Origin of the sequence: Ramlibacter sp. 2FC (assembly GCF_005503345.1) — a bacterium.
Taxonomy (GTDB): domain Bacteria; phylum Pseudomonadota; class Gammaproteobacteria; order Burkholderiales; family Burkholderiaceae_C; genus SCMQ01.
In genome coordinates, this window is record NZ_SCMM01000007.1 from 59,135 (window position 1) to 71,034 (window position 11,900).

11 protein-coding genes are annotated in these 11,900 nt (G+C 69.3%); 8 read left to right on the top strand and 3 right to left on the bottom strand.

Annotation, left to right across the window (positions count from 1 at the left end):
- Positions 1–46 precede the first annotated feature (46 nt).
- The 5 genes from FFS10_RS05045 (at position 47) to FFS10_RS05065 (ending at position 5,464) form a co-directional block, all read left to right on the top strand.
- Positions 47–889: a GNAT family N-acetyltransferase gene (locus FFS10_RS05045; protein WP_137892184.1), complete on the top strand. Its 843-nt coding sequence runs from the start codon at positions 47–49 to the stop codon at positions 887–889.
- Positions 886–1,788, top strand: a complete 903-nt coding sequence (locus FFS10_RS05050) for a UDP-2,3-diacylglucosamine diphosphatase (protein ID WP_249931173.1) — start codon at positions 886–888, stop codon at positions 1,786–1,788. The genes FFS10_RS05045 and FFS10_RS05050 overlap by 4 nt, the downstream gene beginning before the upstream one ends.
- Positions 1,785–2,837, top strand: a complete 1,053-nt coding sequence (locus FFS10_RS05055; RefSeq protein WP_137892186.1) for a glycosyltransferase family 4 protein — start codon at positions 1,785–1,787, stop codon at positions 2,835–2,837. The genes FFS10_RS05050 and FFS10_RS05055 overlap by 4 nt, the downstream gene beginning before the upstream one ends.
- A 72-nt stretch (positions 2,838–2,909) precedes the next feature.
- Positions 2,910–4,997, top strand: coding sequence for a polyphosphate kinase 1 (ppk1, locus tag FFS10_RS05060; RefSeq protein WP_137892189.1), 2,088 nt, complete (start codon positions 2,910–2,912; stop codon positions 4,995–4,997).
- Positions 4,998–5,002: 5 nt separating this feature from the next.
- On the top strand, positions 5,003–5,464 hold the full coding sequence (locus FFS10_RS05065; protein ID WP_137892191.1) for a SixA phosphatase family protein: 462 nt from the start codon (positions 5,003–5,005) through the stop codon (positions 5,462–5,464).
- A 32-nt stretch (positions 5,465–5,496) separates the two neighbouring features.
- Here the strand turns inward: FFS10_RS05065 and FFS10_RS23375 are convergent, their stop codons facing one another.
- The 3 genes from FFS10_RS23375 to FFS10_RS05080 form a co-directional block, all read right to left on the bottom strand.
- Positions 5,497–5,916: a hypothetical protein gene (locus FFS10_RS23375; RefSeq protein WP_249931174.1), complete on the bottom strand. Its 420-nt coding sequence runs from the start codon at positions 5,914–5,916 to the stop codon at positions 5,497–5,499.
- A gap of 63 nt (positions 5,917–5,979) precedes the next feature.
- Positions 5,980–7,479, bottom strand: coding sequence for an exopolyphosphatase (ppx, locus tag FFS10_RS05075; RefSeq protein WP_137892194.1), 1,500 nt, complete (start codon positions 7,477–7,479; stop codon positions 5,980–5,982).
- A gap of 67 nt (positions 7,480–7,546) precedes the next feature.
- The gene (locus tag FFS10_RS05080) at positions 7,547–8,686 is read right to left on the bottom strand and encodes an ABC transporter substrate-binding protein (protein ID WP_137892197.1); all 1,140 of its coding nucleotides are present in this window, start codon (positions 8,684–8,686) and stop codon (positions 7,547–7,549) included.
- 240 nt (positions 8,687–8,926) lie between these two features.
- Here FFS10_RS05080 and pstS point away from each other — a divergent pair, with 240 nt between their 5' ends.
- The 3 genes from pstS (at position 8,927) to pstA (ending at position 11,888) form a co-directional block, all read left to right on the top strand.
- Positions 8,927–9,961: a phosphate ABC transporter substrate-binding protein PstS gene (pstS, locus tag FFS10_RS05085; protein ID WP_249931175.1), complete on the top strand. Its 1,035-nt coding sequence runs from the start codon at positions 8,927–8,929 to the stop codon at positions 9,959–9,961.
- A gap of 104 nt (positions 9,962–10,065) precedes the next feature.
- Complete coding sequence (gene pstC, locus FFS10_RS05090; RefSeq protein WP_137892201.1) at positions 10,066–11,031, top strand: phosphate ABC transporter permease subunit PstC; 966 nt, start codon at positions 10,066–10,068, stop codon at positions 11,029–11,031.
- Positions 11,028–11,888, top strand: a complete 861-nt coding sequence (gene pstA, locus FFS10_RS05095; RefSeq protein WP_137892203.1) for a phosphate ABC transporter permease PstA — start codon at positions 11,028–11,030, stop codon at positions 11,886–11,888. The genes pstC and pstA overlap by 4 nt, the downstream gene beginning before the upstream one ends.
- The last annotated feature ends 12 nt before the right edge of the window (positions 11,889–11,900 follow it).

The following is an 11,900-nucleotide window of genomic DNA, read 5'->3' on the forward strand; positions in this document are numbered from 1 at the left end:
CGCCCCATCCGGACGATCTTCCCCACCGAACACCCAGGAGCATGCGATGAAAGAACTGCCCAACCCGACCTTCGCCCTCTCGCCCGTGGCCTTGCCCAGGGGGTCACTTCATCCAGGCGGCCAAGGGTCTGGCCTGGGGCAGCCTGCGAAAAATGAGCGGGGTGGCATCGAAGTTTCGTGGGCGCGGCACCAGGACGAAGTCCGCCAGGCGCAGCGCCTGAGGTACGCGGTCTTCGCCGGCGAGATGGGCGCGCGCCTGGACAGCGCGGTGCCGGGCCACGACGTGGACCTGTTCGACGACTACTGCGAGCACCTGCTGGTGCGCGACGAGCTCACGCGCGAGGTGGTCGGCACCTACCGCGTGCTCACGCCTGCCCAGGCGCGCCGCATCGGCAGCACCTACAGCGACACCGAGTTCGACCTCACGCGGCTGCGTGCCCTGCGCTCGCGCATGGTCGAGCTGGGCCGCAGCTGCGTGCACCCCGAGCACCGCCACGGCGGCGTGATCCTCGCGCTGTGGGGCGCACTGGCCGAATTCATGGTGCGCAACCAGCTCGACACCATGATAGGCTGCGCCAGCATCCCCATGCTGCACAACGGCGTGGTCAGCGGCGACGCGGCGGCCAGCATCTGGCAGCAGCTCAAGCAGACGCATCTGGCGCCGATCGAGTACCACGTGCTGCCGCGCCTGCCGCTGCCCATAGAGCGGCTGGACGGCACGCTGGACATCGAGCCCCCGGCGCTGATCAAGGGCTACCTGCGCCTGGGCGCGCGGGTGCTGGGCGCCCCGGCCTGGGACCCGGACTTCAACAGCGCCGACCTGCCCATGCTGATGCGCATCGCCGACCTGCCGCCGCGCTACCGCAAGCATTTCCTGGGCGCCGCATGATGGCGGGATGGGCGCCCGGCGGCGCATTCGGCCCCGTGCGGTTCGAGGCGCTGGGGCCGCTGGTTCCGGGCTTGGCCCGGGACGACACGCCCGAGGCGCACGATCCGGAGGAGGAGGGCGGCGGCACGAGGCTGCGCGCCATCTTCATCTCGGACCTGCACCTGGGCACGCCGGGCTGCCAGGCCGAAGCCCTGCTGGACTTCCTGAAGACCCACCCGAGCGACACGCTGTACCTGGTCGGCGACATCGTCGACGGCTGGCAGCTGCGCCGCAAGTGGTACTGGCCGCAGTCGCACAACGACGTGGTGCAGAAGCTGCTGCGCCGCGCGCGCAAGGGCTGCCGCGTGGTCTTCGTGCCCGGCAACCACGACGAGTTTGCGCGCGGCTTCATCGGCCATTCCTTCGGCGGCATCGAAGTGGTGGAGGAGGCCGTGCACACCACGGCCCAGGGCCGGCGCCTGTGGGTCGTGCACGGCGACTACTTCGACGGCGTGATCCAGTGCGCCAAGTGGCTGGCCTACCTGGGCGACAACCTCTACGAGCTCACGCTCAAGCTGAACCGGCACCTCAACACCCTGCGCGCCCGCCTGGGCCTGCCCTACTGGTCGCTCTCGGCCTACCTCAAGCACAAGGTCAAGAAGGCCCTGAACTACGTGACGGACTTCGAGGTCGCCGTGGCCGCCGAGGCGCGGCGGCGCGGCCACCATGGCGTGGTCTGCGGCCACATCCACCGCGCCGAGATGCGCGAGATCCAGGGCACGCTCTACTGCAACGACGGCGACTGGGTGGAAAGCCGCAGCGCCCTGGTCGAGCACCACGACGGCCGGCTCGAACTGCTGCACTGGTCGGCGCGGCCGCGCCAGCGCGCCGTGCGAGAAGAAAAGATGGAGCACGCATGAAGCTGGCCCTGGTCACCGACGCCTGGCTGCCCCAGGTCAACGGCGTGGTCACCACGCTGCTGGAGCTGGTGCGCGAGCTCGAGCAGTCGGGCCACGAGGTCGAGGTCATTCATCCGGGCCAGTTCCGCACGCGGCCCTGCCCCGGCTACGCGGGCATCGACCTGGCCGTGCGGCCTGCGCGCGAGCTGGCCCGCCGGCTCGACGCATTCCGGCCCGATGCCATCCACCTGGCCACCGAAGGCCCGCTGGGCTGGGCCGGGCGCGGCTACTGCCTCAAGCGCGGTCTCGCGTTCACCACGGCCTTCCACACCAAGTTCCCGGAGTTCCTGAACGCCAGGCTGGGCCTGCCGGTGTCCTGGGGCTACGCGCTGTTCAGGCATTTTCACCGGCCTTCGGCCGGCGTGATGGTGCCCACCGAGGGTGTGCTGCACATGCTGGCGCAGCGCGGCTTCGACCGCCTGCGTGCCTGGACGCATGGCGTCGATACCCAGCTGTTCGCCCACGCGCCCGAGCCCCGCCCGCATCCGCCCCTGGGCGAGCTGGAGCGGCCGGTGTCGCTGTTCGTGGGCCGCCTGTCGCACGAGAAGCGCGTCGAGGAGTTCCTGGAGCTTGACCTGCCGGGCACCAAGCTGGTCTGCGGCGTGGGGCCGCTGGAGGCCAGGCTCAAGGCCCGCTACCCCGAAGTCCGCTGGCTGGGCGTGCTGGCACGCGAGGAGCTGGCCCGGGTCTACGCCGCGGCCGACGTGTTCGTCTTCCCCAGCCGCGCCGAGACTTTCGGCCTGGTCATGCTCGAAGCCATGGCCTGCGGCACGCCGGTGGCGGCCTACCCGGTCAACGGCCCGCTCGAGGTGCTGGGCGGGGCCGGGGAGCAGGCGCGCGGCGGCGTGCTGGACGAGGACCTGCGCCGGGCCTTCGATGCGGCCCTGACCCGCTCGCGCCACGAGGCCCGTGAGCGCGCGCTCGAGTTCAGCTGGCAGCACGCGGCGCAGCGCTTTGCCGACCATCTGGTGCCGGCGCGGCAGCCCACCGGCGTCAACCCCGAAAGATGACAAAACTGTCACATCACTGTCATTGCGGCCATAAATAATCCGTCATGATTTCGTCATGGACAAGGCTGAGCGATGACTTCGACCCCACCTGAGCTGCCGGGGCTGACACGCACGGGTGTGCAACTGCTGGACCGGGACCAGAGCATCCTGGCCTTCAATGAGCGCGTGCTGGACTGGGCGCGCCGGCCCGAGGTCCCGCTGCTGGAGCGGCTGCGTTTCCTGTGCATCGTCTCGTCCAACCTGGACGAGTTCTGCGAGGTGCGCGCCGCGCCGCACCTGAGCGCCTTCCAGAACGGCGAGCACAAGGGTCTCTATACCGTGGAGAGCTTCGAGGCCATCACGGTCGCGGTGCGCGACTTGGTGGCGCGGCAGTACGCGCTCTACAACGAGCAGCTGCTGCCCGCCTTCGAGCGCGAGGGCATGCGCATCGTGCCGCACGGCGAGCGCGACCCCCTGCAGCGCCGCTGGGTGCGGGCCCATTTCGAGCGCGAGGTGCGTCCCCTGCTGGTGCCGGTCGCGCTGGACCCGGCCCATCCCTTCCCGCAGGTGGCCAACAAGTCGCTCAACTTCATCGTGCGCCTGGGCGGCAAGGATGCCTTCGGGCGCGCCAACGACATCGCCATCGTCAAGGTGCCGCGCGTGCTGCCGCGCCTGATCCGCATGCCCGAGCGGGTCTCGGGCGGCCAGGCGCTGTTCGTCTCGCTGTCCAGCATGATCCGCGCCCACCTGGACGAGCTGTTCCCGGGGCGCGTGGTCGACCAGTTTTCCCAGTTCCGCGTCACGCGGCATTCCGACCTCTGGGTCGACGAGGACGACGTGGCCAACCTGCGCACTGCGCTGCGCCAGGGCCTGCAGCAGCGCCATTATGGCCAGGCCGTGCGTCTAGAGGTCTCGGCGGGTTGCTCCGAGTACCTGTCGAACTTCCTGCTCGAGCAGTTCAAGCTGCCGGCCCAGGCGCTGTTCAGGGTGCCGGGGCCGGTGAACCTGGTGCGGCTGACCCAGCTGATCGACCTGGTCGACGCGCCGCAGCTGCTGTTCGCGCCCTACAAGGCCAGCTACCCCGTCGCATTGCCGCCGGGCGCTTCGGTGTTCGCGCGCCTGAGCGAAGGCGACGTGCTGATCCACCAGCCCTTCGAGAGCTTCGATGGCGTGCTGGCTTTCCTGCGCGAGGCGGTGCTGGACCCGGACGTGCTGGCGATCAAGCAGACCATCTACCGCACCGGCAACGACTCCGAGATGCTGGCGCTGCTGCGCGAGGCCGTGAGCTGCGGCAAGGAAGTCACGGCGGTGGTGGAGCTCAAGGCGCGCTTCGACGAGGAGGCCAACATCAACTGGGCCGAGATGCTCGAGTCGATCGGCGCCCAGGTGGTCTATGGCGTGGTGGGGCTCAAGACCCATGCCAAGATGCTGCTGGTCACGCGGCGCGAGGGCCGGCGCCTCAGGCGCTACGGCCACCTGTCGACGGGCAACTACAACCCGCGCACGGCCAGGCTCTACACCGACCTGAGCTACCTCACGGCCGACCCGGAGCTGACGGCCGACATGGACCAGCTGTTCGTGCACCTGGCCAGCCAGAGCCGGCTGCCGCGCATGCACAAGCTGCTGCTGGCGCCTTTCCAGTTGCACCGGCAGACGATAGAGCGCATAGCGGCGCTGGGCCAGGCCGCGGCGCAGGGTCGGTCCACGCGCATCGTGGCCAAGATGAACGCGCTGACCGACCAGGCGCTGATCGAGGCGCTGATCCAGGCCGGCCAACAGGGCACGCGCATCGACCTGATCGTGCGCGGCGCCTGCATGCTGCCCGCCGGCCTGCCGGGCCTGACCGACAACGTCCGCGTGCGCTCGGTGATCGGCCGTTTCCTCGAGCACTCGCGCGTGTTCTACTTCCGCTGCGACGAAGAGGAAAGCCTGTACCTCTCGAGCGCCGACTGGATGAACCGCAACATGCTGCGCCGCATCGAGCTGGCCTGGCCGGTCACCGACCCGCAGCTGCGCCAGCGCATCATCGACGAATGCCTGGTGGCCTACCTGCACGACGGCTGCGACGCCTGGGACCTGAGCCCGGACGGCCTGTACCGGCGAGTCGCGCAGGCCGGCGGCCACGGCGCGCAGAACGCGCTGATGGCGCGCTACGGGGCGCGCCAGCGCCCACAGGAGTAAGCCCCATGGACCTGATCCTCTGGCGCCATGCCGAGGCCAACGACGCCGGCATGGTCGGCGACGACCTGGCGCGCAGCCTGACGCCGCGCGGCGAAAAGCAGGCCGCGCGCATGGCCGCCTGGCTGGACCGCCAGCTGCCCGAGGGCGTGCGGGTGCTGGCCAGCCCGGCACGCCGCACCGAACAGACGGCGATGGCGCTGGACCGCAGGTACAAGCTGCGCGCCGAACTGGCACCGGGCGCCGCTGCGGACGATGTGCTCGCGGCAGTGGGCTGGCCCGACGGCAAGTCGGCGGTGCTGGTGGTGGGCCACCAGCCCACGCTGGGCCAGGTGGTCGCTCGCCTGCTGGGGCTGCCGTCGGAACTGTGTTCGGTGCGCAAAGGCGCGGTCTGGTGGCTGCGCAGCCGCGAGCGCGACGGCCAGTTGCAGACCGTGCTGCTCACGGTGCAGTCGCCCGAGCTGCTCTGATCACTGCGGGCCGGCTGCGCGCTGCCCGCAACTCAGCCCTGCTTGGGGCGGCCGGTCTTGATGGCCGGCACGTTCGTCAGCGCGGCTGAGAAGGCGGCTGCGTCCATGGCGGCCAGGGCCTTGATGCCGGCGCGCAGCAACTCGCTCTTCTTGGCCGGCTGGCCGCTCTTGGCCGCTCGCTGCTTGAGCTCGTCCAGCACCACGTACTCGGCCTTGGGGATGGTGAAGCTGTCGCGCACCAGTTTCGGCTTCTTCTGCTTGGCGGCGGCCGGGGGCGTGACGGCCTTCACGACCTTGGGCGTCCTGACCGCCTTGGCGACGGCGGCCGCGAGCTTGGCGGGGCTGGCCTTGCGCGGCTTGGCCGGGGCTTTGACGGTCTTCTTGGCGGCCGCCCTGGCCGGGGCGGCGGTTTCGGTGTTGACGACCACGGGGGCTTTCTGGGCATCGGTCATGGCTATTCCTTCTTGTAAACGGTATATACAGTTTATACCGTTTATTGATGCGCTTCCAGGCCGTCACATGCCTTGCAGCTGCAGGCTCCAGGGCGTCTTTTGCCAGGCGACCACTTCCTCGCGCAGCAGGTGCGCCGACTGGGGCCAGCTCGCGCTCCACTTGCCGCGGCATTCGAGCCGGAAGCGGCGCGCGGGTCCCGCATCGCAGCCCAGGCGCAGGCCCTGGAGGTCGGGGTCGCGCCGCGCGTGGCACAGGATCACGGCCAGGCGCAGCGCCAGCAGCTGGCACACGAACAGCGCGTCCTCGAAGTCCGCATCGAGCTTGCGCAGCTTGCCGCGGTGGCCCAGCACCAGCTGGCTGAGGCGGTGCAGTTCGGCCTGGTCGAAGCCCGGCGCGTCGCTGTTGTCCAGGATGTAGGCGCCGTGCTTGTGGTAGTCGCTGTGCGAGATCTGGGTGCCGATCTCGTGCAGCCGCGCGGCCCAGGCCAGCTTGCGTTCGATGCGCTCGCGGTCCTCACCGGGCATCTCGGGCAAGGTCTGGCGGAACAGCTGCACCGCCGTGGCGCCCACGCGCTGGGCCTGCGCCGGGTCGACCTGAAAGCGGGTCACCAGGCGCTGCACGGTGGCCGAGCGCACATCCGTCTGCTCCAGCTCGCGGTCGAGCAGGTCGTACAGCACGCCGTGGCGCAGGGCGCCTTCGGCGGGGTGCATCTCGTCGATGTCCAGCAGGTCGAACACGGCCCGCAGCACGGCCAGGCCGCCGCCGATCACCGGCCGCCGGTCGTCCTTGAGGTTGTCCAGGCGCAGCTGGTCGGCGCGCTGGGCCTTGACCAGCTTGTCCTTGAGCCAGTTCAGGCCATCGCGGCTCACGCTGCCGGCCGGCCAGCCGGCGCCGGCCAGCAGGTCGCCGACGGCGCCGATGGTGCCGGAGGCGCCGTAGGCCGCGTCCCAGCGGCCGCGCGGGTAGGCGTCCAGGGCTTCGTCGAGCACCGCCTTGGCCGCGATCTCGGCCATCTGGAAGGCGCGCGAGCTGAACACGCCGTCGGGGAAGTACTTCATCGACCAGGCCACGCTGCCGACGCGGTAGGACTCGGTGATCCGGGCTTCGGTGCCCTGGCCCAGGATCAGCTCGGTGGAGCGGCCACCGATGTCCACCACCAGGCGGCGCTCGTCCGACTGCGGCAGCAGGTGGGCCACGCCCTGGTAGATCAGGCGAGCCTCTTCCCGGCCCGAGATCACGTCGATCGGGAAGCCCAGGATCTGCTGGGCGCGCTCCAGGAACACCTCGCGGTTGCGCGCTTCGCGCAGCGTCTGGGTCGCCACGGCGCGCACCTGTTCGCGGGAGAAGCCGGCCAGGCGCTCGCCGAAGCGCGCCAGGCAGTCCCAGCCACGCTGCATGGCCTCGGGGGAGAGGTTGCGCTCGCCGTCCAGGCCGTTGCCCTGGCGCACGGTTTCCTTGAGGTATTCGGTGCGGTGGATGTGTCCGTGGTCGAGCCGACCGATTTCGAGGCGAAAGCTGTTGGAGCCGAGGTCCACGGCGGCGAGGCGTATACCGTTCTGCATGGGAGATGGGGTGCTATGGCCGGCAGCATAGCACTCGGGTCCGATGCGCATGGGCAGGTTTTTCGCTTCAGCCGACCACACGGCCGTCGGTGGTCAGCATGCTCTGCGTCACGTAGCCGCTGCCACGGCCCTGGGCGTCGAAGCTGATGCGAAAGCCGCCCAGGTCCAGCGGGGCGCGACGCGAGAAGGTCGCCAGCGCGCTCTGGCGCGTCAGCGGCCCCTCGACGCTGCGCAGCACCTCGAAGGTGTAGCGCGCGGCGATGAAGCCGGCCAGGCTCAGCGGCGAGGGCGGTTCGTCGAACAGGCGCGCCAGCGTCTCGCGGTAGGCGCGCACCACCGGCAGGCTGGCGCTGACCAGCGGCACGGGCTGGGTGGCGATCACCGGTGTCTGGCGGGCCGCCCCCAGCTGCTGCAGGGTTTGCAGGTTGACGTCGGCCAGGGCCACCACGTAGCGCTGGCGCAGCTGCTTCTCCAGCCCCTGGGTGAACTGCACCAGCTCGGGCGTGCCGCCGATGTAGAGCAGAATGGCGGGGGTGCCGGGCGTCAGGCGCTGGCCCAGCGCGCGCGGGTCGGCGCCGCCGTAGCTGTGCAGCTTGAGCTTGAGCGCCGACGCCGTGCGCTCGACGTCCTCGCGGTACAGCGACTGTTCCTGGGCCGAGGCGTAGATGGCGCCCACCTCGGCCACGCCCATCGAGGACAGCGATTTGAGCGCATGGGCGATCTGCTCCTGGCGCGGCGCGAAGATGGGGAAGGTGTGCCGGTCCGCCGTGGCGCCGGCGTTCTGCAGCCAGGGCGCGGCGTGTGCGATGTCCAGCGGCTCCTGGCGCAGCAGGGCTGACAGCTGGCTCGCGGCGGCGGCGCCGGCGGTGCCGGTCAGGGCCAGGCAGGCCGGGTTCTCGCGCACGGTTTGCAGGGCCGCGCGCAGCCCGGCCGGGCTGCCGTCGGTTTCCAGGGTCTGGTGCTGCACCGGCCGCCCGCGCAGCCCACCGCGGGCGTTGATGTCCTGCCAGGCGGCGCGCGAGCCGATCAGGAGGTCCTTGGAGACGTCCTGCTGGGCGGCCGAGGTGTCGACGATCTGGGTCACCAGGGCCCCGCCCTGGCGCGTGCCGGCGGCGCTGCGGTGGGCTTGGGACCGGGCCAGGGGGGCGGCGGCCAGGCCGGCGGCCGACAACAGCGCGTGGCGGCGCGAAATACGGGGGGAGGGCATGGTGGTCGGAGGTTGGGCGCGGCAGGTGCAGGGGCGGCTGCCCTTGCCCGCCGCCGTTCGGAACAGCGCACGAAGCATATGGACAAAAGATGTCGAAAATATGACGATCGCAGCCTCGGACGGGCGCAGGACGGCGGACGAGCGCCTTTGTTTCTCGATCATGACTGTCACATGCATGTCATAAAACGGACCTAAAGTGCGCCCATCTTTTCACCAACCTCAAAGGTTCATTCCATGAAGATGACTCGCACCATCGCCTTCGGCACCCTCGCGGGCGCCGCCTTGTCGTTCTCGGCCCTGTCGTTCGCGCAGGACGTGACCGGCGCCGGTGCCAGCTTCCCGGCGCCGCTGTATGCCAAGTGGGCTTCCGAGTACCACAAGGCCACGGGCGTCAAGATCAACTACCAGTCCGTGGGTTCGGGCGCCGGCATCAAGCAGATCGATGCCAAGACGGTGGACTTTGGCGCTTCCGACGCGCCCCTGAAAGACGACGAGCTGGCCAAGAAGGGCCTGGTGCAGTTCCCCACCGTGATCGGCGGCGTGGTGCCCGTGGTCAACATCAAGGGCATCAACCCCGGCCAGCTCAAGCTGAGCGGCCAGGTGCTGGGCGACATCTACCTGGGCAAGATCACCAAGTGGACCGACCCGGCCATCAAGGCCCTGAACCCCAGCCTGGCCCTGCCGGACGCCGACATCGCCCCGGTGCGCCGCGCCGACGGCTCGGGCACCAGCTTCATCTTCACCAACTACCTGAGCAAGGTGAACGCCGAGTGGAAGGCCAAGGTCGGTGAGGGCACGGCCGTGAACTGGCCCGCCGGCGCGGGCGGCAAGGGCAACGAGGGCGTGGCCGCTTTTGTGGGCCGCCTGCCGAACTCCATCGGCTACCTGGAGTACGCCTATGTCAAGCAGAACAAGATGACCTACGCCCAGGTGCAGAACGCCGCCGGCAACTTCGTCTCGCCCGACGACAGCGCCTTCAAGGCCGCTGCCGCCGGCGCCGACTGGGCCAAGAGCTTCTACCAGATCCTGACCAACCAGCCCGGCAAGGACGCCTGGCCCATCACCGGTGCCACCTTCATCCTGATGCACAAGGTCCAGGACAAGCCCGCCCAAGCCGCCGCGACGCTCAAGTTCTTCGACTGGGCCTACAAGAACGGCGACAAGATGGCCGACGACCTCGACTACGTGCCGATGCCGGCCGTGGTGAAGACCCAGATCGAGAAGTCCTGGGCCGAGATCAAGGACGCCTCGAGCAAGAACGTGGCCTTCAAGTGATGCCGGTTCGAGTCTGATTCAGCGGGGTTCATGTCGTGTCCTCTACACTTCCGGCCAACAAGCTTGCTTTAGAAGACCTCCCGGTTCAGGGGAGGGGACGCGCCATGACCCAAGTCTCGCCCGCCCGTTCGCCGCGAACGGGCCCTTTGATCGACCGCCTCTTTGCCTGGCTGGCCAAGGGTGCGGCCGTACTGACCCTGCTGCTGCTGGTGGCCATCATCGCCTCGCTGGTGGTGGGCGCCTGGCCGGCCATCGCCAAATACGGCCTGAGCTTTCTCACGCGCAGCGTCTGGGATCCGGTCCAGGAGGACTTCGGCGGTCTGGTCATGATCTACGGCACGCTGGCGACCTCGTTCATCGCCTTGCTGATCGCGGTGCCGGTCAGCTTCGGCATCGCCCTGTTCCTGACCGAGCTCTCGCCCGCCTGGCTGAAGCGGCCTCTGGGCACCGCGATCGAGCTGCTGGCGGCCGTGCCGTCCATCGTCTACGGCATGTGGGGCCTGCTGGTGTTCGGCCCCATCCTGGCCACCTACGTGCAGCAGCCGCTGCAGGCCCTGTTCGGCAAGCTGCCCTACCTCGGCGCCCTGGTTTCCGGCCCGCCTGTCGGCATCGGCATCCTGTCGGCCGGCATCATCCTGGCCATCATGGTCATCCCCTTCATTTCCGCCGTGATGCGCGACGTTTTCGAGGTCACGCCGGCCCTGCTCAAGGAATCGGCCTACGGCCTGGGCGCGACCACCTGGGAGGTGGTGTCCACGGTGGTGCTGCCCTACACCAAGACCGGCGTGATCGGCGGCATCATGCTGGGCCTGGGCCGCGCGCTGGGCGAAACCATGGCCGTGACCTTCGTGATCGGCAACATGAACCAGCTCGACTCGCTGAGCGTGTTCGAGGCCGCCAACAGCATCACCTCCGCGCTGGCCAACGAATTCGCCGAGGCCGGCGCCGGCCTGCACCAGGCGTCCCTGATCTACCTGGGCCTGGTGCTGTTCTTCATAACCTTTGTCGTGCTCTCGCTGTCCAAGCTGCTGCTGCTGCAGCTGCGCAAGGGCGAAGGATCCAAGTCATGAGCGAGGCCATGCAAGACCCCCGCGTGGCGCGCTATCTGCGCCGCAAACTCGTCAACAAGCTCGCGGTCGCGCTGTCGCTGGCCGCCATGGCCTTTGGCCTGGTCTGGCTGTTCTGGATCCTGTGGGAGAGCATACGCCTGGGCCTGGGCGGCCTGACGGTGGCGACCTTCACCCAGATGACGCCGCCGCCCAACGAGGCCGGTGGCCTCGCCAACGCGATCTACGGCTCCTGTCTGATGGTGCTGCTGGCCACCTGCGTGGGCGCGCCGATCGGCATCATGGCCGGGATCTACCTGGCCGAGTACGACCCCAAGGGCTGGCTGGCCTCGCTGACGCGCTTCGTCAACGACATCCTGCTGTCGGCGCCTTCCATCGTGATCGGCCTGTTCGTCTACGCCGTGGTGGTGTCGCGCTTCAGGAGCTTCTCGGGCTGGGCCGGCGTGGTGGCGCTGGCGCTGATCGTGATCCCGGTGGTCATACGCACCACCGAGAACATGCTGCAGCTGGTGCCGGCCGGCCTGCGCGAGGCGGCATACGCGCTGGGCGCGCCCAAGTGGAAGGTGATTCTCAGCATCACGCTCAAGGCGGCCCGTGCCGGCGTGGTCACCGGCATCCTGCTGGCCGTGGCGCGCATCGCGGGCGAGACCGCGCCGCTGCTGTTCACCGCCCTGAGCAACCAGTTCTGGACCTCCAACCTCGGCGAGCCCATGGCCAGCCTGCCGGTCACGATCTTCAAGTTCGCGATGAGCCCCTACGAGAACTGGCAGTCCCTGGCCTGGGCCGGCGTGTTCCTGATCACCCTGGCCGTGCTGGGCCTGAACATCCTGGCGCGCGTGCTGACCCGCCAGAAGCATTGACCAAGCTTGAAA